Genomic DNA, 21131 nt, shown 5'->3' on the forward strand with positions numbered 1-21131 from the left:
CGACCGAAAGCCGCCCGGAGCGGCGACCACAACGAAAGAACCCACATGGTCATCCCGCTTATGAAGCAGGCGGCAGATGAGCGGGGCACGGACGAGCTCACCACGCTACGCTGCAGCGCGGTGTGGACCGATGGTGCGGCCTGCGCCATCGACGCTCGCCAGGCCCTTCGCGCCTTTCTCGCTCATGCCCCGCACACCGGCCGCGACCCTGTTCCCGCACTCGTGGCCATGGACGCCGAACTCACCGTCAGCGAACTGATCACCAACGCCATCCGGCACGCCCCCGGTCCCTGCGGGCTGAGCGTGCACCTCTCCAGTGAAGAACTGACGATCACCGTGTGGGACAACTCCACCGAGCCACCAAGGGTGAGGCAAGGCAATCGGCACCGGGTGGGCGGCCACGGCCTTCACATCGTGCACACGGTCAGCGACAGAGTCGTCTCTACGGTCCACGCCCGCGGGAAGCAGATCACTGCCCATCTACGCCTGGCGCCCGACGAGGCAACTGCTACGAGCGGCAGCCTTCCGCCCGCCTCCCTCTCCGGTGGGACACGGCAGATTCCGTGACAAGCACCGGAGCGGGTGCAGGCTCGGAGCGCCACGTCGGCGGGGCCGCGCAGCGCTCCGAGCGAGCGGGTCAGAACTGACAGGTGTCCATCCACTGCGTGACCAGGGACGTGTTGTTCTTGTCGGCGTCACGTGCCGGACCACACAGGAACTGGCTGAAGCGGGTGTCGGCCCGCAGCCAGAGGCTGAAGAACGACACGATCCACTTGCCCTGCTTGGCCTTGTTGCCGTATCCGGTCATCGGGCACAGATGGTCGCCGGGAACCTCGATGTAGAGCTTCTCGGCCTGGGACATGGAGTTGTACCAGGGCACCGCGTAGCTGTCGCCGTTGGCGACGGGGTCGCTCTCACACGTCAGGAAGAAGGTGGGCTCGGTCACTCCGGAAAAGTTCGGGTTCGTGTGGTACGGGGCCGTGGGCACGCCCGCCCGGAAGCGCGGGTCGTCCCGGAGGGCCGCCATGACGCCACCGCCCCCCATCGAGTGACCGGCGGCCCCCAGGGTGCCGTTGAGCTTCCCCGATATCGGGTTGCCGGAGGCGTTGCCGAGCGCCAGTAGCTGGGTGCCGGCGGCGGTGATCTGGCGGCCGCGCGATTCGGGATCGTCGGTGAGTGTGTTGGTTCCGACGTTGATGACGACGAAGCCCCATGAGGCGAGGCGGGGTGCGAGCCATTGCAGGTTCTGCTGGGTGCCCTGATAGCCCGGCATCAGTACGACGCCCGGGTACGCGCCGCCGGTCGTCGGGTAGGTGACGGTGCCGGAGCCGTATCCGGTGGTCTGGGGCACGGTGTAGGTGGCCGTGGGCAGCGGACCGTCGGCGGCCTCGAGGGAAGCGGTGGTCGGGTCGGGGATCCCGTTGCCCGGAGGGGTGCCGCCCCGGGAGCCGTACACCTGGAACTCCCACAGCGAGTAGCCGTACGGGGTGCCGCGCTGGGTGCCGTGGACGCGGACGTACCGGCCCTTGCCGTTCACGTCGAGGGTCTGCACGCCGCCGACGCCGGTCGTGGTGGAGTAGAGGGTGCTCCAGGCGGTGCCGTCGTCGGAGGTCTGGACCTGGAAAGCGCGGCCGTACCCGGCCTCCCAGCGCAACACCACCTGGCTGATCGCGGCGGTGGCACCCAGATCCACTCTCAGCCACTGCGGATCGCTGAAGGCGCTCGACCAGCGCGTCCTGGGGTTGCCGTCCACCGCCGCCGACGCGGGGGTGGAGGTGTTCTCGGTCGACGAGGACGTGGCGGGCTTGCCCTGGGACAGCAGGTCGGCGGCAGCCGCCGGCGGCGCGGCGGCGGTCAGCAGGGTCAGGGCCAAGCCGATGGCGGTGGCCAGCGCGATCAGTGCCGTCATGGGCCGGGACCGCGTCCGTAACGGCACGGTCGCGAGGGTTGAAGGACTGCGTGGACGCATCGTTGTACCTCCGGAATGCGGTGGGAGCGCGGTAACCGGACAGCGAGGTGCGCCCGCACTGTAAGCGCTGCCGGAGCGAGCCGGAAGGCGAGCTCTCACGGTGCGGAAGGAGAAGAGACGACCGGAACCCTCGTGACCCGGGCGGGCCGGAGCGGACGAGGAGGGGGAATCCTGTGACCGGCGATCACCCGGAACGGGGCCGGGACTGTTCGAAGAGCCAGTCGATGACCACGTCGTTCTCATACGTCTGACCCCACGCGAGGTGCGGGTTCACCGGCGTCGTTCCTGGCGTGTAGCTGGTGAACAGTACGTGGCTGTGGGTGGCCCGGGCCTGCCTCAGGAGCGCCCGGGAGCGGGCCTCGAACTGGGCCTTCGGCAGATCGTTGGCCCACTCCGCACGGACGACTCGTGCGCCGGCGGTCTCCAGCGCGTTCATCAGGGTCCAGGTTCCGGGATTGCCGAACCGGCCCTCACGGTAGGGGACGACCGGGTCGTCGACCGAGTGGTCGGCCCAGATCGGAATGTGTGTGATCCGGTCCATGGTGGCCGCATCGCCCCAGCCGGCCGTGGGCAGGGCGGCCGCGAACACGTCGGGGCGCTTCGCCAGCAGGCTGTAGATGCCGCGCCCGCCCGAGGACAGGCCGACGAGATAGAGCCGGCTTCTGTCGATGTTCCGGGAGTGCTCGCCCACGAAGGTGTCGATGAGTTCGCTCAGCGCGGCCTGGACCTTGGCGTCGGTCCAGTCGGTGCCGTCGGGTCCGTCCATGGGCCGAGGCAGGGGAATCTGCGGAGAGAGGACGAACGCGGGGTTGCGGCGCTGCCGTTGCGGTGTGGCGAAGGTGACCGCGACCCGGTTGGAGGTGAGCTGGGTCATGTTGTTGTCCGCGACTTCGCCACCGCCGTGCAGGGTGACGACGAGCGGGTACCGCGTGCGCGTTTGAGGATCACGTACGTATCCCTCGGGCTGGTACAGCCGGAAGTCGAGTTCGAAACCGGCGGAGTCGGTGAAGGAACCGGCGGTGAAGCGGTCGACCACCGGGGTGATGACGTCGTCGTTCCGGCTCGCGAACGGGCCGGCCTTCAGGACAGGTTCGCCTCCCGGGGCACGCACGTCCGCCACCTGCCTGACGGAGTACGCCCGGTCCAGCGGAAGGGGATCGGTGCCGGCGGCCCGAGCGTTGGCGTCGTTCGGGTCGAGTTCGACGATCAGCCGGTCCCCCGGCCGTCCGGGACGAGCCCGGTCGTCCACTTCGGCGGCGGAGTTGGAGTAGACCCGGGTCACCGTGCGAGCCGCGGTCTGCCCGCCCACCGTGGCCTTCACCTCGAAGGCGGAGGGCGGGATCACCGCGCCTGGTAAGTCGATCGGGTGCCCGTACTGGATGGCGACGGCGGTCACCAGCCAGTTGTTCCTCGGCGTCACCCGCGTGACGAGGTCCGTCCGCAGGACCGGATTGAGTCCGGCCGCTTGTCGTCCTGCAGATGTGACCGTCGTGGTGTCGGCGGCCGCAGCGGTTGCCGTGCTCACGGCCGGCGCCGTGACCGCACCTGCCGTGCCGGCGAGGAGGGTACGTCTGGTGATGTGTCCCATGGGCCCTCGTCTCAGTCGGTGGGGCATCCGGACCGGATGCCTCTGCGTGTGGATCCGGTTGGCCGGGCGACGGTCGTGGGAGCGGGGGTGTGTCCGGTCATGGTGCACGGCAGCAGGACGGCCACTGCGGCGAAACACGGGTCTGTCGGCATGCGACGCTCGCTTTCTCGGGGGGGGGGACGACCCGCGGCGGCGGCCGACGGGGCAGACCGAGGTGCTACGCGAGAGTCTCGGAGCGGTACCGGATCGGTGTCCAGGATCGAGACCGAGATCTGTGCATGCGATCGGCGCATCAATGCACGTGGGTGCGGCTTGCCGGCCGCGCCGCGAGCCGCACCGCGGGGTTGCACAGGCTGGTGCGGTGACCATTCACGTTCGCCGGGTCCGGTCACGGCCAGGCCTGGCACGAGCTGTCCGGCAGGCACGCGCTCGCGTAGTGTGCGCGGTATGCACATGGTCCGTCAGGTGATCGTGTTCGACGCGGCCGACCTCCATGCGGAAAGCACGTTCTGGGTCGGCGTGCTCGGCGGGCACGTCTTCGAGGACGACGATTGGCACAGTGTCATCGACGCTGCCGGAGAGTGGCGGATCGGCGTCCAGCGGGCGCCGAACCACGTCCCGCCCGACTGGCCGCACGGCACGACCCCCCAGCAAGTTCATCTCGACCTGCACGTCAACGACCCGCGAGCTGCGCACCAAGAGGTGATCGCCCTGGGTGCCCGGCTTCTTCAACCGGCTCCTGATCTCGATGCCGTCGAGGGGCACCAGGTGTACGCGGATCCGGCCGGGCACCCGTTCTGCATCGGCTGGGGACATCCGTCCCGAGAGACACTCGCGACGTATGTCGCCGACCGCTTGGGGTGAGCGGAGCCAGGCGAACACCTTGGCGCGGTCGATCGCATAGTCGGAGGGTCGTTCAGGCCGTGAGGTCGAGGGGGCGACCGCCCCAGCAGATGTCCGCCTCGTGGGCTGTGGGGCGCGTCCTTTTTCCCTTCCCTTGTTCCGACTGGGCCTCAGGCCTGCTCCACCGATGGCACCGGCACTTTGCGCGTGCCCCAGTGGGTGGTGCGCGCCTGGGTGAGGGCCCAGTACATGGCGGGGCGGACGACGAACAGGTTGAGCAGGGTCACCAGAGGAGTGAGGAAAAGCCACGCCACAAGCTTCTGGCTGACCGTCAGCTCAGGGCGCAGTGCCGCGTACATGCCGGTCTGTGCATAGGTCATGATGAGCCAGTAGCCGAGGCCCTGCACGAACAGCAGCTTGTTGTCGGTGTGGTAGGGCAGCACGAACAAGACCCATGCGTACAGGATCGGCGTGGTCGCGGTGACGACCAGACCGTAGAGGCGGAAGAACAGAGGAGCCGCCGAGAAGTTGGTCAGCTCCCAGCCGACGTAGCGCCAGTACGACTTGAACCATCGCACCCGCTGGGTGAACAGTTCGTTCAGGTCGGTGGGCATGTTGCTGTAGACCCAGGCCTCGTTGACGGCCACCACTTGGCCGCGCTGAAGCGCGTAGTGCGTCAGGCGCCGGTCGTCCCCCGCCGTGCCGGAGCTGATGTAGTCGTCCAGATTGTCCAGGACGAGTTCCTTGCGGTAGACAGCGAGGATGCCGGACGTGGGTGCGACGGCTCCGACCTGGGAGCGGGCCATGCGCGTCACTAAGCACCAAGTGACGATCTCTACGTCGATCACCCGGGTCAGCAGGTTGTGCGCGCGGTTGGAGACCAGCGTCAGGCCGGTGCACGCTTGCACTCGCACGTCCGACATGGCCTTCAGGCAATGCCACAGACCCATGCGGTGCACGACCGAGTCCGAGTCGACGGTCATGACGAGGTCATACGTCGACGGGTCGACCGTCCGCAAGACGTGCGCCTGGGCTTCGCGCTTGCCCGCGTTGTCCTGGCGGTGCCATGTGACCAAGGGATGCTCGAACGGGACCACGGGAACCCTGGAACCGTCGTCGACCACATGGATCGCCTCGGGCGGACGCACCTGGTCGATGAGCGCCCACACGGTTTTGTACAGGGCCTCGGCCGGTTCGTTGTACGCCGGGACGATGGCCAGCACCCGGCCGTCATGTGCGGGCAGGTGGCTGAAACTCCGCCCCTTGACCACCGCGGCCAGGGAATAGATGAGTACGGCGGTGACGGCGCAGTAGAAGACCAGCGCTGTTCCCCAGGGCTGGGCGCTCCAGTACAGGTGGTAGATGAGGGTCCAGGCGGTGGCCGCCAGAGCGGCGGCCACACAGACCCAGGTCTGCCACGGAGCACGCCGGCCCCGCTTGGACTTGTGATCGAACACGTCAGACACGCCCTCGCTGGTGCCGGGTGACGGCCCGGTAGGTGAAGGAGCCGAGCAGAACGAGCGCCACCGCGATGGCGAGTATCCAGTTCAGCGAGACGCTCGCACCGAACAGCGTGATCGCTCCCACGCCGGTTCTGGCAAGTGCTCCGTCGTCGTAACCCATGGTGATTCCTACCTCTGGCTCATTGTTGTTGAAGCTGTGATTGATGCGCTTGATGGGGCAGCCGGGCACACACGGGGGTCCGCGTGCGCGCTGCCGAACGGCGGTCGTGGCCGTCAGAGCCGCTCGACGTGCGGTGCCGCCCCCATGACGCCTCGGGTGTCGAGGACGTAGGCGGCCTCGGCGGCGACCTGGACCAGGTCGAACTCGGCGTGTGGGGTGAGCAGGACGACCGCGTCGAAATCGGCGACGCTCGCGTCGTTGCCCGCAGCGGCGAAGGGGATCTCCCGTGATCCGCCGTCCGGCAGATAGGGGTCCACGACGGTGACGTCCGCGCCCATGTCGCGCAGGCGGTCGATGACCTGCACGGCCGGCGACTGGCGGGCGTCCGCCGTCCCCGGCTTGTAGGCGGCGCCCAGTGCGAGGACGCGAGCGCCGTGCACGCTGCGGCGGAAGCGGCGGCTGAGCGCGTCCTGCAGGCGGCGCACCACATAGTCGGGCTGGCTGTCGTTGATGTCCTGCGCCAGCTCGATGAGCCGGAAGGTCTGCCCGTGCTGCGTCTTGACGTGGTGGCTGAGGTAGACGGGGTCGATGGGCAGGCAGTGCCCGCCGACGCCCGGCCCGGGCAGGAACTTGGTGAATCCGAAGGGCTTGGTCGCGGCCAGTTCCAGGGTGTGCCAGACGTCCACGCCCAGCGTGTGCGCCATCCGGGAAAGCTCGTTGACCAGCGCGATGTTGACGTGCCGGTAGGTGTTCTCGAAGACCTTGGCCAGCTCTGCCTCCTCCAGCCCTGAGGCCGGTACGGTGGCGTCGGTGACCGTGTCGTAGAAGGCCTTCACCTGACTCAGGCACGCCTCGGTGAGCCCGGCGACGATCTTGGGTGTGTTCTCCAGCCGCCAGGCGGGGTTCCCGGGGTCGATGCGCTCGGGGCTGAACCCGACGTGGAAGTCCCGTCCCGCTGTCAGGCCGGAGCCCTCCTCCAGCAGGGGTATGAGCACGTCGCGGGTGGTGCCGGGGTGTGTGGTGGACTCCAGCACCACGGTCGCGCCCGGCTCCAGCCGGAGGGCCACCTCACCGGCGGCATCGCGCACACAACTCAGGTCCGGAGTACGGTCGGTGAGCGGTGTGGGCACGGTGATGACGGCGACGTCGAAGCCCTTGAGGTCCTCCGGGTCGTCGGTGGGCTTGTACGCCCCCGAGCGCAGCAGGTCCTGCAGGCGCGTGGATTCGATGTCCTCGATGTAGGAGGACCCCGCCGCCAGTTGAGCGCAGCGCCGCGTGTCGGGCTCGTATCCGGTCACGGTGTGAGCGGCCTCGGCGGCCCGTAAGGCCAGGGGCAGGCCGACATATCCCTGCCCGAGAACACAGATGTGCATGGTGGTTTTCCTCACCTTCAGCCGGTCCGCCGGCATGGCGGCCCCGGGAACGGCGCCCCTGAATGCGGCCCCCTGGTCCTGAATCAGGCGGTCGCGGCGTCGGATACTGCGTGATGCGCTGGGCTGTACAGCGTTTGCTGCAACCCCCCGTCGGGTTGCGGTGACGCCCAGTTGAGTCATCGCCGGCTCGAAGACCGGTCCAGGCCCCCTGCCTGAACCGTGCGTCAGATACGCCGGGCGATCTTCACAACTCCCCCTCATTTGTGGATCTCCAGGGTTCAACAAGCCGCCCGGAAGCGGAAGTCTCTTTACCTATTCGAGACCTATGAGTTGATGCATCGTCCACGTACACCGTCGGATACGACGCTGGATGATGGATGTAGCAGGGGATTTGATGCGTCTCGGGTCCAGTCGGTCATGCGGACGGCGTCGTCCGCAGCCCACCCACCAAAGGGCGATCCCGCGACGGGGACGGCTGTGCCGAGGTACGGGAAGCCTTCACAACTCCCCCTCACTGCACATGATAAAGGATTCAACAACAGATCGGGAAACGGAAGGCCTGTTGCCGATTCGCGACATCTGGAGTGGTTGCGTTTCGAAAGATTACGCGCTCCCGGAATGCGCCCCTTGTACCACCGTCGGGTCGTGACATGGGAAAGCCCGCTGCCCAAGTCGAAGGGCAGCGGGCGTCGTGATGACGAGTTACGTCAGGTCACGAGGTGTGGACCTCCAGCGCGGCGCGGACCGCCGACTCCAGGGCGCCCTCGATCCAGGCCGGCTTGAGGGAGGTGTGGTCACCCGCGAAGTGCATCGGGCCTTCGGGCAGCGGGATGGAGGGCAGCAACTCGGTGTGCTGGCCGGGCAGCAGGACCGACGCCTCGCCGTAGGCATAGGGGTCGCGCAGCCAGCTCTGGGTGCGTCCGGCGCCGGTGTAGAAGACCTCGACGCGCTGGCCGTAGACCTGCTGCAGTCCGCACAGGGCGTGCGGGTAGCGGGCCTCCTCGTCCAGGGAGTCCCAGCGCAGGGCGTCGTCCGCCCAGCTGTAGGAGGCCAGCACCACTCCGCTCGCGCTGCCGGGCACCGGATGGGAGGGGTGGTACATGAACCGGTTGGCACTGTCCGACACCGAGCCGCCGCCCACGACGTGTACGGCCTCGGGCTGGTCGCGCGAGACGGCGCGGTTGGCGGCGTAGTGGGTGCGCTGGGCCGGGGTGATGTGGCCGGCCGGCACGGAGGAATGGGCGCCGAGCAGGCTGCCGTCGGCGGGTGCGCGACCGGAACGGTAGGCGTCGTACAGCTTCGGGTCGATCCGGTCCAGCTCACGCTTCCAGTCCGCCTCCGTGAACTCCCACCAACGGCGGCTGAACTCCAGCAGCACCTTCGTGGCACTGTCGTAGTGCAGTTCCGTGACCGCGCGGCGCTTGCGGTACGACATCAGAGGGCTGATCTGCACGTGCCGTAGACCCGAGAAGGGAACGGTGACCACGGCGGCGTCCGCGGTGAACTGCTCGCGCACCACCTGGCCGTCGCGTCCCTCGGAGACCGTGTCCACCCACACCCGGGGGCCCTTGGCGCCGACGTGCCGGGCGTCGGAAGAAGGGCGGTCGGGATCGTGGTACTCGACGCGGGTGACCCGGCGGTCGAAGCGGACCGTGTCACGCACCTGCGCCAGTAGTGCGTCAGGCAGTACCGCCGTGCCGCCCTCAAGCTCCCAGAAGGCGGTGTCGGGGCTGATGAGGGAGGAGCCGATGAAGCTGTGGATGAACGACAGGGGCAGGCGTGAGGTGAGGTTCTCCAGCGTGCCGATCAGGTCGACCGTACGTTCGTCCAGCCCCGCGTGCTCGGTCAGGAAGCGGAACATCGACCAGTCACCGAAGCGTTGGATGACCCTGGCCCAGCCCTGCACCCGTTCCGGCAGCGGCTTGTCGACCCGTTTGCCGTCGGCGCCCACGGTGCTGAACTCGTCGCGCACCGGGTCCAGCACCGACCGCAGGATGGCGGCGGCGGGAGTGTCCCAGCGGGCGCGCGGCACGCCGAAGGACCGGTTGATGCGGCGGGGTGCGCGGGCGTACTCCTCGCGCCGCATCCGGATGCCGTTGACGTAGATCCAGGTGCGGTTGGCGGGACGGCCGTCGGCGTCGACGTCGACGTAGTGGAAACGCCGCTTCTTCAGGTTCAGTTGGTCGATCAGACCCATCACCAGCGGGTGGCTGGAGGGCAGGCGCATGGCGCCGGCCTCGGCGTACTGGCGGGGGTCGGCGAAGGGCTGCGCGGCCCGTTCGTGGCCGCCCCGGCGGAAGGTCTTGATGCGTCCGCCCGCCCGGTTGCCGTTCGCCTCGAGAACGGTCACGTGGTGGCCCGCCCGCTTCAGCAGCGACGCCGCCACCAGGCCGGCCGGGCCTGCCCCGATGACGAGGACCTTCTTGGGCGTGGCCGTCCGCCGGGCGGGCAGTCCGTCCTTGAGTACGCGCTCGTAGCGAGGAACCAGGGGGCGGTCGTGGTCGTCCACGACCAGTAGGGCCCGGGCCACCGCCAGGCATCTGTCGAAGTCCGCGCCCCTGGTGGGCGTTGGTGCGGCAGGGACGGCCCGTGCGGGCGTCGCCGTGGCGGGAGCGCCGGCCAGAGCCGTGGCCGCCGCCGTCGTTCCCGCCGCCGTGGTGAAGGTACGCCTGGACAGACCTGAACCTGCCGAGACGGCCTCGTGATCTTCAGTCATGCCGCACTTCTACCGGTCGGCCGACACGACCCGCCCACCTGCGTCGCGGCGTTGCCCCGAACGAGCGATGCCGAGGTCAAACCACTGACGCCGCATCGGACTTGGACGGGAGCGGCTCCCCGGCGATGTCCCCGAAGGGATGAACCTCAGACGGTGGTCCGCGTGTCACGGCCGACTCGTCGGCACACTTCCAGGTGGCCGCGTGGCCGGGCGCGGCCGGTGGGGGGACGGGCGGGGCAGTCCGGAGCGGCGGCACGGTTGCCGCCGCCGGGCCCCGCCGGAACAGGGGGGCAGGCGTGGGACGAACGGCTTCACTCAAGGGCAGGGCACGGTACTGGTTCGACACCACGCTGGCCCGCGGCACCTCCGCGCTCGTCGGCTGGCTGGCCCTGGGCTGCCTCGTCATCGTCTTCCCGGCGAGCGCCGTGCTGGTGTGGACGGACCCGCACGCGCCCGCGACCCGTTCGGGGAGGCTGGCAGCGGTCTGGCGTCTCACCGGTGAGACGCTGCGGCTCGGCGGGGCGACAGGCCCGCTGCTGCGCGTGCTGTTGTCGGTGCTGCTCGCCCTGGTCGCCCTGGTGTACGTCTCCACCCTCGTCGGTCTGATCACCACCGGGCTCACCGAGCGGCTCACCGCGCTGCGGCGGGGCCGCTCCACCGTCATCGAGCAGGGGCACTCGGTGGTCCTGGGCTGGTCCGAGCAGGTGTTCACGGTGGTGAGCGAACTGGTGGCCGCCAACGCCAACCAGCGGTACGGCGCGGTGGCCGTGCTGGCGGACCGGGACAAGACCGGCATGGAGGAGGCCCTCAGCGGCAAGGTGGGGGCCACCGGCCGTACCCGGCTGATCTGCCGTAGCGGTCCGCCCACCGACCCGGCTCTGCTGGCCCTGGCCAACCCCGGCGCGGCGAGCGCCGTGCTGGTGCTGCCCCATGACGATCCGTCGGCGGACCCGGAAGTGGTCAAGACGCTGCTGGCGCTGCGATCCGCCCTCGGCGAGCAGGAAGGGCCACCCGTCGTCGCCGCCGTCAGAGACGACCGGTACCGGCTGGCGGCCTCCCTCGCCGCGGGAACGCACGGCACCGTTCTGGAAAGCGACGCGATCACCGCCCGGCTGATCGTCCAGTCCGCCCGCCGCCCGGGACTCTCCCTCGTGTACCGCGACCTCCTCGACTTCGCCGGAGACGAGTTCTACCTCACGTTCGATCCGGCCCTGACCGGCCGCTCCTTCGGCGACGCGCTGCTGGCCTACGCCACCTCCAGCGTGGTGGGCCTGCTGCGTGACGGCAGGCCCCTGCTGAACCCGCCGCCGCAGACCCTGATCGGCCCCGGCGACCAGCTGATCGTCATCACGCGGGACGATGACACCGCGCGGCTCAGCGACTGCTGCGGGCTGGTCGACGAGGCGGTGATGACGCCCTGGCAGCCGGGGAACACGCGGCCCGAACGGGTCCTGATCCTCGGCTGGAACCGGCGGGCCTCGCTCATAGTCGACCAGTTGGGCCGGTCTGCCGTGCACGGCTCGGTCATCGCCGTGGTGGCGGACGGGAAGGAGGTGTCGGCCGAGCAGTTACGGGAGGCCCACGCGGACTTCGCACCTCGGCTGAGCATCACGTTCCGGCCTGGAGACGTCACCCGGCCCGAGACACTGCGGTGCCTGGAGATCGACTCGTACGACAGTGTCGTGGTTCTGGGTCCGGACCCCGCCCCGGGACAGCAGCCCGACGACGCCGACAACGGGACCCTCGTCACCCTCCTCGTTCTGCAACAGCTGCAGCAGGAGACCGGGCAGGAGCTGCCGGTGGTCACCGAGATGATCGACGACCGCAACCGGACGCTCGCGCCGATCAGCCCCGGGTCCGACGTGATCATCAGCGGAAAGCTCATCGGCCTGCTGATGGCGCAGATCTCCCAGAACCGGCACCTGGCCGCCGTGTTCGAGGAGCTGTTCTCCCTCACCGGCAGTCAGGTCCACCTGAGACCGGCGACGTCGTACGTCCTGCCCGGCTGCGAGGCGTCCTTCGCCACCGTCGTCGCCGCGGCGCGGCAGCGGCGCGAATGCGCCATCGGCTACCGCCGCCACGACCGAGCCACGGCCGTTCCCGACCACGGAGTGCGGATCAACCCGGACAAGAGCGAGCGACGACGCTGGACGGAGCGCGACGAAGTGATCGTGATCGCGCGGGACTGACGGGGTTTCTCACGGCATGGCCCGTCGCCCGGGGCCGCGCAGAGACCGACCGGCCGGTCGCCGCGTAACCCCGTTCCTACGCCGGAACCGGTCGGGGCCGCTTCGGGGCGCGTACGACCAGCGCCATCAGGGCGGCGACAAGGCACACCGCGCTCAGCGTCGTCCACACCACGTCATAGGTGCCGAACAGGTCACGCGCGGCGGCTCCGAGGAACGCCGAGGCGCCCGCGCCCAGTTGGTGGGCGGAGTTCGTCCAGCCGAAGACGATGGGGCCGTCCTCGCCGTAGACACGACCGCACAGGGCGATGACGGGCGGGACCGTGGCGACGTCGACCAGACCGTAGACGGTCACAAAGACGATCAGAGTGAGCGTGACCGTGGACGAGAGCACCATCGGCAGGACCAGCAGGGTGAGCGCGCGGACCGCGAAGTACGTGGTCAGCAGGCGGCGGGGGTCGAAACGGTCGGTGAGCCAGCCCGAGAAGACCGCGCCCAGGGCGGAGAAGATCCCGATGAGGGAGAGCATCGACGCCGCGGCCGTGGCGTGCATGCCGTGGTCGTGGGCTGCGGGGGCCCAGTTGCTCCACATGATGCCGTTGGTGGAGGCGCCGCAGATGACGAACATGCCGACCAGGAGCCAGAAGGGGCCGGTGCGTGCGGCGTTGAAGAGCACGGCCAGCGTGCGCCGTGCCGCACCGGAGGCCGGTGCCGGTTTCGGCACGAACGTCGGTGCGCCGTAGGGCTTCACGCCCACGTCGGCCGGGTGATCACGCAGCAGCAGCAGGACCAGGGCGGTCACCGTGAGGGCCACGAACGCGAGTGTCACGACCGGCGGACGCCAGCCGTAGCGGCCGACAGCCCAGGCGAGGAGCGGCAGGAAGAGCATCTGGCCCAGGTGGCTGGATGAGCTGAGTAGGCCGGTGACCAGCCCCCGGCGCCTGTCGAACCAGTTGCTGGTGATGCTCGCGGCGAACGTCGTGGTCAGGCAGCCGCTGCCGAGACCGATCAGCACGCCCCAGTACGTGACCAGCTGCCAGGGCTGGGTCATGACGCTGGTGAGCAGGGCACCCACGGCGACGAGGACAAGCGCGCCCGCCACCACCCGGCGGACGCCGATCCGGTCCATCAGGGCCGCCGCGAAGGGCGCGGTGAGACCGAAGAGCACCATGTTCACCGAGGCGGCGAGGGCGATGTGTCCACGATCCCAGCCGTAACTGTCGTGCAGTGGAGTCACCAGCAGGCCGGGGACGGTGGTGAAGGCACCGGCCGTGACGATGGCCGCGCCCGCGGCGAGGGCGATCACCCAGGCTCGGTGGAAACGTGGTCCCGGGCTGTGCGGTGCGGTGGTCTGTGAGGTGGATGTCAACTGGGCCATGGTTCAACCCTGCTGGGAGAACCTCCCTCTTCACGAGAGTCCAGATGGACCACATGCGCAAGAATATGGCCATGCCTGTTTTCTGCCACCCCGGGCGGCATCGCATCGCCCTCTTCGTCCGTCAGGACCTGCTCCCCATCGAGTTGGGCATCGTGCACCAGTTGTTCGGGCAGGCCAGATCGGGCGCGTCGGTGGACGGGGAGCCTCTGTACGAAGTCGCCACCTGCGCCTTGCGGGCCGGAGACATACGGACGGACGGTGACTTCACCGTACGTGTCCCGCACGGCCTCGAAGCCTTGGCGGAGGCCGACACCGTGATCGTCCTCTCGTCCTACGAGGACTACGCCCAGGAGACAGCGGACCTCGCCGCCCCGCTGGCCGAGGCGTTCGCCCGGATCAGGCCCGGCACCCGGATGGCGTCCATCTGCACGGGCGCGTTCGTGCTGGCGTCCGCCGGCCTCCTGGACGGGCGTCGGGCAACCACCCACTGGCGCTACACCGACCTGTTCTCGAGGTTGTTCCCGCAGGTCGAACTGGACCCGGATGTGCTGTACACCGACGCCGGCGACGTGCTGACCTCCGCGGGCTGCGCCTCCGGGATCGATCTGTGCCTGCACATGATCCGGAACGACCACGGCATGGCCGTCGCCGGTGACGTCGCCCGTCGCGCGGTCGTTCCGCCGCATCGTGAGGGGGGTCAGGTCCAGTACATCCGCCACCCCGTACCGGCTCCCACGGCGTCGGCCACCTCGGCCGCCCGCGAGTGGGCGCTGCGGCATCTGCACGAGTCCATCACGCTCGGGCAGTTGGCGGCCAGGGACGCGATGAGCGTGCGCAACTTCAACCGTCGTTTCCGGGATGAGGTCGGCACGACGCCGATGAGCTGGCTGACCCGGCAACGCGTCGAACTCGCACGGGAGTTGCTGGAGGAGACCGACCTTCCGGTCGACCAGGTCGCCGTCCGCGCCGGCCTGGGCACGGCGGCAAATCTGCGGCAGCACTTCCACGCGGCCCTGGGCACATCGCCGAGCGCCTACCGTATGACGTTCCGTGGGCCGGGCGATCCGGCGAGCGACGTTTGAGCGGCCCTCGCGTCGGCGGGACCCACCGCGCCGTCGGTCAGCGGTCGAGCGCGGGCAGGTGGGCCAGGCCGGTGTCGAGCATGATGCGGTCGACGGTCTCGTGCAGGGCGCTGTCGGCGCCGATGACGGTCTCGGTGCCGTCCGGGAGCAGATCACGGGACCGGTACCAGTCGCGCAGTTGCGTCTCGTCGACGTCATCGGCGATCGGCTTGGTGGCGTGCCGGGCGAGAGTCTCGGCGAACGGCACATCCAGGTAGTAACTGTGGCTCGGGCCGCGGTGGTCGACGCGCAGTCGGGCGAGCATGTCGCCGTAGTGATCGGCGTACAGGATGCCTTCGACGACGACGTGATACCCGGCGTCAAGGGCGTAGCGGGCCGTCAGGTCGATCAGTCCGATGTTCGCCGCTCCCGGCCGGTCCCGCTCGCGGAGCACGATACGGCGGAGGTTGTCCTGGCCGACCAGGGCCAGGCCGCTGCCGAACCTCTCACGCAGGCCGACCGCGACGGACGACTTGCCGGAGGCGCTGTTGCCGCGCAGGACGACCAGCCGGGTTTGTTCGGTTCCCACCATCACGGCGGTCACGCTACCGACGGTCGGTGACATCGCGTGGACGTACCGGCCGGATCTGCGGACGTGGTCAGTGCGTCGACCGGTACCAGGCCGCTCTGGCACCGCCTCTCGACAGGCGGGCCAGGGCGGCGTCGTACCGTCCGCGGGCTTCGTGCGGCCGTCGCGGACTGAGGCTCAAACGGCGCTGTGCGCTCGGGTGCGGTGGAGGTCGTTGAGGTCGATGGCGTCGGCCATCGCCTTCAGGCCCGCGTCGTTGAAGTGCAGATGGTCGCCGTTGTCGTAGGCGGGCAGGATGCGGTGGGGATCGGCCGGGTCCCGGACCACCGCGTCGAAGTCCGCGACGGCGTCGAAGAGCCCGCTGGTGCGGATGAAGTCGTTCACGGTCTGGCGGACGGTCTCACGGGCCTCGGTGTAACCGCCGTTCCCGCCGTAGGGGGTGATGGTGGCGCCGATGACTCGGATGCCGCGCGCGTGGGCGCGCCGCACGATCTCGCGGTAGGCGTCCTCGAACGCGGCCGGGTCCGTCTGGTTGGGGTTGCCCTTGATGTCGTTGATGCCCTCCATGACGATCATCGCGCGTACCCCGGAGCGGGACAGGACGTCGGCGTCGAGCCGGGACAGGGCGCTCGGGCCGGTGCCTTCGAGCAGGACGCGGTTGCCGGAGATACCGGCGTTCAGGACGCCGAGCCTGCGGTGCGGAGGCAGCGCGCGCAGGCGTTCGGAGAGCCGGTCCGGCCAGCGGCGGTTGGCGCTGGAGGTCGATCCCGAACCGTCGGTGATCGAGTCGCCGAGTGCGACGACGCTTCCGGCGGTGCGCGAGCCGACCACGTCCACGCCGGTCACGTAGTACCAGGATCCCGTGGTCTGGGTGTAGGCAGATCCGTCCTCGTCGGCGGTGTGGTCACCGGAAGGGGCGAGGAAATTGGTCTGCAGGGCCGACCGGTGGTAGGTGGCCGGGCCGTTGTCGGTCGGTGTGTAGACCGTGATCAGGAGGTTGGCGCCGGAGGGCACCGCGAGCGGCACAGGATCGGTGACGACGTCCTTGCCGGCGGGGACGGTGACCGAGGTGGCGCCGCGGAACGTGGCGGTACGCAGCGTGCCGGCGACGGCGTTCGGGCTCTTCGGCGCGTCGTTCTCCTGCAACGCCACGCTCACGGCGCCGAGTTCGAGCGGCGCGGTGCCGAGCCGGTTGGTGATGCGGACGCGTGCGGCGCGGCCACCGACGCTGATGTGGACGACATTGCGGATGGAGGTGCCGGGCAGGGCCGGGACGGTGCCGGACGCTGCGGCTTCCCACGTGCCGGTCCAGCCGAGGCGGTTGGCGGGGGCCGGCCCCGCGTCGGCTCTCGCGGGCAGTCCGCCCGCCGTTCCCAACAGGACGATCGCCAGCGATGCCACCAAGGCGGCGAATAAGTACCGGTTCTTGAACATGCGGGTTCGCCTTTCCAGTAGTCCGTGTCCGTGGGGTGCGCGGAGTCGACCGGAGGCTGAGCGATTCGCAGACAACCAGCAATTCATCGGATGTGTCAATGGGTTGAACCACGGTCACGTATGTGACCTGCCGGTCCGCGCGGGCCGCCCTGGGAACGGACCAATTCGCGGCCTGTCAGTGCGACTCGCGGCTCACCTCGGAGCCGCTGGAACCGACGAGGAAGTCGAGATCGGCGCCGGTGTCGGCCTGCAGGACATGATCGACGTAGAGACGTTCCCAGCCACGGCGGGGGGCGGCGAAGCCGTCGACGGTGGCCTGGTTGGGCTTGCGGGCCGCGAGTTCACCAGCGGGGACGTCGACGTCGATACGGCGGGCCTCGACGTCGAGGGCGATGACGTCCCCGGTGCGGACGAGGGCGAGGGGGCCGCCGGCCGCGGCCTCCGGCGCCACGTGCAGGACGACGGTGCCGTAGGCGGTGCCGCTCATCCGGCCGTCGCAGACGCGGACCATGTCACGGACGCCCTGTTCGAGGAGCTTCTTGGGCAGCGGCATGTTCGACACCTCGGGCATGCCCGGGTAGCCCTTGGGGCCGCAGCCCCGCAGGACGAGGACGGAGTCGGCGTCCACGTCGAGGTCGGGGTCGTCGACGCGGGCGTGGAAGTCCTCGATGGAGTCGAAGACGACGGCCCGGCCCCGGTGTCGCAGGAGGTGCGGGGAAGCCGCGGCGGGTTTGATGAGCGCGCCGTCGGGGGCGAGGTTGCCGCGCAGGACGGCGATGCCGCCCTCGGCGACCAGTGGCTGGGCGCGGGTGCGGATGACCTCGCTGTCCCAGATCGGCGCGTCGTCCAGGTAGCTCGACAGGGGTTCGCCGGTGACGGTGAGCGCGTCCGGGTCGAGGAGGTCACGGACCTCGCGCAGGACGGCGAGCAGGCCTCCGGCGCGATGGAAGTCCTCCATGAGGAAACGCCCGGCCGGCTGGAGGTCCACCAGGACCGGCACCCGGGAGCCGATGCGGTCGAAGTCGTCGAGCGACAGGTCGATGCCCAGCCGCCCGGCGATGGCGAGGAGGTGGACGACCGCGTTGGTCGAGCCGCCGATGGCGGCCAGCGCGACGATCGCGTTGTGGAAGGACGCCTTGGTCAGGAAGGTGCCCGGGCGCCGGTCGGCGCCCACCATGTCGACAGCCAGCAGGCCGGTGTGGTGGGCGGCCTCCAGCAGGCGGCTGTCGGGGGCGGGCGTGCCGGCCACCCCGGGCAGGACCGTGCCCAGCGCCTCCGCCACCAGCGCCATCGTGGAGGCCGTGCCCATCGTGTTGCAGTGCCCGCGGCTGCGGATCATCGACGACTCGGAGCGGGTGAACTGCTCCTGGGAGAGCGTGCCCGCGCGCACCTCCTCCGACAGCTGCCACACCCCGGTGCCGCAGCCCAACAGGCCGCCGCGGAACGTGCCGTTGAGCATCGGGCCGCCGGGGACCACGACCGCGGGCAGGTCCACCGAGGCGGCGGCCATCAGCAGCGACGGGATCGTCTTGTCGCAGCCGCCGAGCAGTACGACGCCGTCGATCGGGTTGGCCCGCAGCATCTCCTCCGTGGCCATCGCGGCCATGTTGCGCCACAGCATGGCGGTGGGCCGCACGTTCGTCTCCCCCAGCGACACCACCGGCAGGTCCAGCGGGATGCCGCCCGCCTCGTACACGCCGTTGCGGACCGAGGCCGCCACCTCGTTCAGGTGGGCGTTGCAGGGAGTCAGGTCGGAGGCCGTGTTGGCGATGGCGATCTGAGGCCGGCCGGTGAAGGCGTCCCCCGGTACACCTCTGCGCATCCACGCCCGGTGAATGTAGCCGTTGCGGTCCTGACCCGCGTACCACTGGTCGCTACGGAGCTCCACCCGGACTCTCTTCCCACAGTCCTGCAACAGGCGTTACGGCGGTACAGAGTTGAACCTCATGAAGCATAGCCAGACGGACGACGGATCAACAGCCCCGACCTGGGTGTGCGGTACCGGCCATGCGGGGCTCCCCCGCCTTCCGCGTACATGGCCCCCCGGGTGCGGGGAAACGGTCTGGTGACGACGCACGGCCACCGAACGGAGACCTCCATTGGCGCACCACGAGAAGGACTCACCCACCACCTACCTGCCCCTGCTGCGTACATCCGTCGACCGGCTGCTCAAGTCCGCCTCGGCGCTCTCCGACGAGGACGTACGGGCAGCGTCGCTGCTGCCCGGATGGACCCGCGGGCACGTGCTGACGCACCTCGCCCGCAGCGCCGACTCCCGTACCCGGCTGCTGACCGCCGCCCGGACGGGCCGGGACCTGCCGCAGTACGCCGACGCCGACGAACGGAACCGGGAGATCGAAGAAGGCGCGGCACGCCCGGCGGACGCCCTCGTGGAGGACCTCGAGACCTCGCTGCGCCGTTTCCTCACCACGGCCGACGGCCATCCGCAGGACGCCTGGGAGGTGCCGGTGCGGTGGCTCGGTGACGGTCGGCGGCCGGTGCGCGGCGCCGTGGGAAGCATGCTGCGTGAGGTGGAGGTGCACCACACCGACCTGGCCACCGGCCATCGCCCGGTCGACTGGCCGGACTTCTTCGTGGCACTGGAACTGGAGACCACGGTGCAGAACCTGCGCGACAGCCCTGAGGCCCCGGCCATGGTGCTGCGCGCCGACGAGGACCAGGTGCTGCACCGGGTCGGGGCGGGCGGACACGGGCCGCGGGTGTCGGGACCCGCGGCCGAGCTGCTCGGCTGGCTCACCGGCCGGACGGACGGACGCGCACTGGCCGTCGAGCCTTCCGGGGCCCTCCCGGAGGTTCCGGTCTGGCGGAGCTGACCGCCGGTCGGGACGGCCGAGAGCCGACGCGGAGGGCGTCGGCTCCAGGTCGTGCCCTGCGCGTCGCGGGTGATGTGGTCGTTGTGCAGGGGGTTGCGCACGCCGTCGGCGTGGAGCTGGATGGCGGCGTCGCAGTAACCCCGGCTGTCCCGCTCGCGGGCAGGTTCCAGGCCGTGCAGCCCATCCACGGACGCCGGCTGCCAGGGCAGCGACGACCGCCCGGGAGCGGGGCGGGCGGCGGTGTCGGGGAAACTGACAGTGATGGGTCTCCTTGGGGGCCGCTGGGAGGGAGGAGCGGAGTCAGGACAGCACTTCTCGGTCACCCGCCCGGTCCGTCCGCCAGACGCGGCGGGAATCACGCAGGGCTCGTCGGGACAGCGAGCCGACGGGTGTCGCGCTGAGCAGGAACACCAGCGCCAGAACCACCCAGCCGACCTCGCGCAGTCCGCTGACCAGGGAGGTGACGAGCGCGGGGCCCATGGCCGTGGTGCCGGCCTCCGTGCTGGCGGTCAGCCCCTGGTACTGCCCCTCGGCCTCCTTGACCATGAACCCCAGGGAGAGCCCCCACCGGGACGAGACGTAGTACAACTCGCCGATGATGTGGGCTCCCATGCCGACGACGATGACCAGGGTGGCCAGCAACGGCTGGTGGGCCCAGGCCGCCGCGGCGAACAGCAGGCAGCAGCCGGCCAGGGCGACGGCGGAGACACGGCTGGCGCGGACGGAGCGCGGGATGTTCACGGCCCGCCCGCTCACCCGTACCTGGAACAGGGCGATCGCCAGGGAACTCAGCGCGACCGCGAGGCCGGCGGTCCACAGGGGGGCCTCGGTGCCCTCCGCGATCCACAGGGGCAGACCACTGGAGAGCAGGGCCCAGCACAGCGCGAGAAGCGCGGTCGTGCTCATGAGTCCCACATACGGCAGGTCACGCAGCGCCTCGGTGCTCGACCGCTGCCGCTCCACGGGAACGGACGGCACCGACGGGAGGGCCAACGTGATCACCGCGGTGATGAAGAACGCGGCGGCGTTGACCAGGATGGACGCGACGAACACGAACCGGCTTCCGTCCGCCAGCACCAGCATGGCGACGCCCGCGCCCGCGGCGTAGGCGATGTGCTGCACCACCCGGCTCTGTGCCAGTGCCCGCAACGGGTCGTCCTGACCCAGCAGTTGGTACACCAGGCTGACCCGTACCCCGACTCCCGAACTCTGCACGGCGGAGTAGCAGCACGAGACGACGAGCAGGGACCAGAAGTCACCAGCGAAGATGTAGGCGATCGAGGCCAGCCCGCGCAGCGCGATGACCACGACGAGCACCTCGCGCGGACCGTACCGGTCCGCGGCGGTGCCGACCGGTATCGCCGTGAGGATGCCGGCCACGCCACCGATCCCGATGGCGAGTCCCATGCTCTCGGCCGGGATGTGCTGAATGCGGGTGAAGAAGATGGCCCAGACGCTGAACCACAGTCCGTCACCGAAGCCGTTGACCGCTTGCCCGGCCAACAGCAGGGGCACAATGCCGCGCTTCTTCATCGAC

The 21131-nt window shown here is 69.8% G+C and carries 16 protein-coding genes; 5 read left to right on the forward strand and 11 right to left on the reverse strand.

Features of this window, described 5'->3' with window-relative positions:
• Nucleotides 1–45: 45 nt before the first annotated feature.
• Nucleotides 46–567, forward strand: a complete 522-nt coding sequence (locus ABZ027_RS04885) for an ATP-binding protein (protein ID WP_356764379.1) — start codon at nt 46–48, stop codon at nt 565–567.
• Between the two features lie 70 nt (nt 568–637).
• On the opposite strand, the gene ABZ027_RS04890 is transcribed toward ABZ027_RS04885, so the two are convergent.
• Nucleotides 638–1909, reverse strand: a complete 1272-nt coding sequence (locus ABZ027_RS04890; RefSeq protein ID WP_356764381.1) for a discoidin domain-containing protein — start codon at nt 1907–1909, stop codon at nt 638–640.
• A 244-nt stretch (nt 1910–2153) separates the two neighbouring features.
• A complete protein-coding gene (locus ABZ027_RS04895) occupies nt 2154–3557 on the reverse strand; it encodes a prolyl oligopeptidase family serine peptidase (RefSeq protein WP_356764383.1) in 1404 nt (467 codons plus the stop codon).
• 465 nt (nt 3558–4022) lie between these two features.
• Here ABZ027_RS04895 and ABZ027_RS04900 point away from each other — a divergent pair, with 465 nt between their 5' ends.
• A complete protein-coding gene (locus ABZ027_RS04900) occupies nt 4023–4421 on the forward strand; it encodes a VOC family protein (RefSeq protein ID WP_356764385.1) in 399 nt (132 codons plus the stop codon).
• Between the two features lie 149 nt (nt 4422–4570).
• Here the strand turns inward: ABZ027_RS04900 and ABZ027_RS04905 are convergent, their stop codons facing one another.
• From ABZ027_RS04905 to ABZ027_RS04920, 4 genes are all read right to left on the reverse strand, one after another.
• Nucleotides 4571–5866 (reverse strand): glycosyltransferase, encoded by a 1296-nt coding sequence (locus tag ABZ027_RS04905; protein WP_356764387.1) that lies wholly within the window; start codon nt 5864–5866, stop codon nt 4571–4573.
• A complete protein-coding gene (locus ABZ027_RS04910; protein ID WP_356764389.1) occupies nt 5859–6023 on the reverse strand; it encodes a hypothetical protein in 165 nt (54 codons plus the stop codon). The genes ABZ027_RS04905 and ABZ027_RS04910 overlap by 8 nt, the downstream gene beginning before the upstream one ends.
• Nucleotides 6024–6136: 113 nt before the next feature.
• Nucleotides 6137–7396 (reverse strand): nucleotide sugar dehydrogenase, encoded by a 1260-nt coding sequence (locus ABZ027_RS04915; protein ID WP_356764390.1) that lies wholly within the window; start codon nt 7394–7396, stop codon nt 6137–6139.
• Nucleotides 7397–8108: 712 nt separating this feature from the next.
• Entirely contained in the window at nt 8109–10112 is a 2004-nt protein-coding gene (locus ABZ027_RS04920; RefSeq protein ID WP_356764392.1) for an FAD-dependent oxidoreductase, read from the reverse strand.
• A 296-nt stretch (nt 10113–10408) separates the two neighbouring features.
• On the opposite strand from ABZ027_RS04920, the gene ABZ027_RS04925 reads away from it, so the two are divergent.
• A complete protein-coding gene (locus ABZ027_RS04925; protein WP_356764394.1) occupies nt 10409–12301 on the forward strand; it encodes an NAD-binding lipoprotein in 1893 nt (630 codons plus the stop codon).
• A gap of 76 nt (nt 12302–12377) precedes the next feature.
• On the opposite strand, the gene ABZ027_RS04930 is transcribed toward ABZ027_RS04925, so the two are convergent.
• Nucleotides 12378–13676 carry an MFS transporter gene (locus tag ABZ027_RS04930; protein ID WP_356764396.1) on the reverse strand — a complete coding sequence of 433 codons (1299 nt, stop codon included), beginning with the start codon at nt 13674–13676 and terminating at the stop codon, nt 12378–12380.
• A gap of 65 nt (nt 13677–13741) precedes the next feature.
• On the opposite strand from ABZ027_RS04930, the gene ABZ027_RS04935 reads away from it, so the two are divergent.
• Nucleotides 13742–14758 (forward strand): helix-turn-helix domain-containing protein, encoded by a 1017-nt coding sequence (locus ABZ027_RS04935; RefSeq protein ID WP_356764451.1) that lies wholly within the window; start codon nt 13742–13744, stop codon nt 14756–14758.
• 37 nt (nt 14759–14795) lie between these two features.
• Here ABZ027_RS04935 and ABZ027_RS04940 read toward each other — a convergent pair whose 3' ends face one another.
• The 3 genes from ABZ027_RS04940 to ABZ027_RS04950 form a co-directional block, all read right to left on the reverse strand.
• A complete protein-coding gene (locus ABZ027_RS04940) occupies nt 14796–15329 on the reverse strand; it encodes an AAA family ATPase (RefSeq protein ID WP_356764453.1) in 534 nt (177 codons plus the stop codon).
• Between the two features lie 174 nt (nt 15330–15503).
• Nucleotides 15504–16760: an SGNH/GDSL hydrolase family protein gene (locus ABZ027_RS04945; protein WP_356764398.1), complete on the reverse strand. Its 1257-nt coding sequence runs from the start codon at nt 16758–16760 to the stop codon at nt 15504–15506.
• 175 nt (nt 16761–16935) lie between these two features.
• A complete protein-coding gene (locus tag ABZ027_RS04950) occupies nt 16936–18648 on the reverse strand; it encodes an IlvD/Edd family dehydratase (RefSeq protein ID WP_356764400.1) in 1713 nt (570 codons plus the stop codon).
• 211 nt (nt 18649–18859) lie between these two features.
• On the opposite strand from ABZ027_RS04950, the gene ABZ027_RS04955 reads away from it, so the two are divergent.
• Nucleotides 18860–19594 (forward strand): maleylpyruvate isomerase family mycothiol-dependent enzyme, encoded by a 735-nt coding sequence (locus ABZ027_RS04955; protein WP_356764402.1) that lies wholly within the window; start codon nt 18860–18862, stop codon nt 19592–19594.
• Between the two features lie 300 nt (nt 19595–19894).
• Here ABZ027_RS04955 and ABZ027_RS04960 read toward each other — a convergent pair whose 3' ends face one another.
• Entirely contained in the window at nt 19895–21127 is a 1233-nt protein-coding gene (locus ABZ027_RS04960; RefSeq protein ID WP_356764404.1) for an MFS transporter, read from the reverse strand.
• Between the last annotated feature and the right edge of the window lie 4 nt (nt 21128–21131).

This window comes from Streptomyces sp. NPDC006332, assembly GCF_040612855.1.
Classification (GTDB): domain Bacteria; phylum Actinomycetota; class Actinomycetes; order Streptomycetales; family Streptomycetaceae; genus Streptomyces.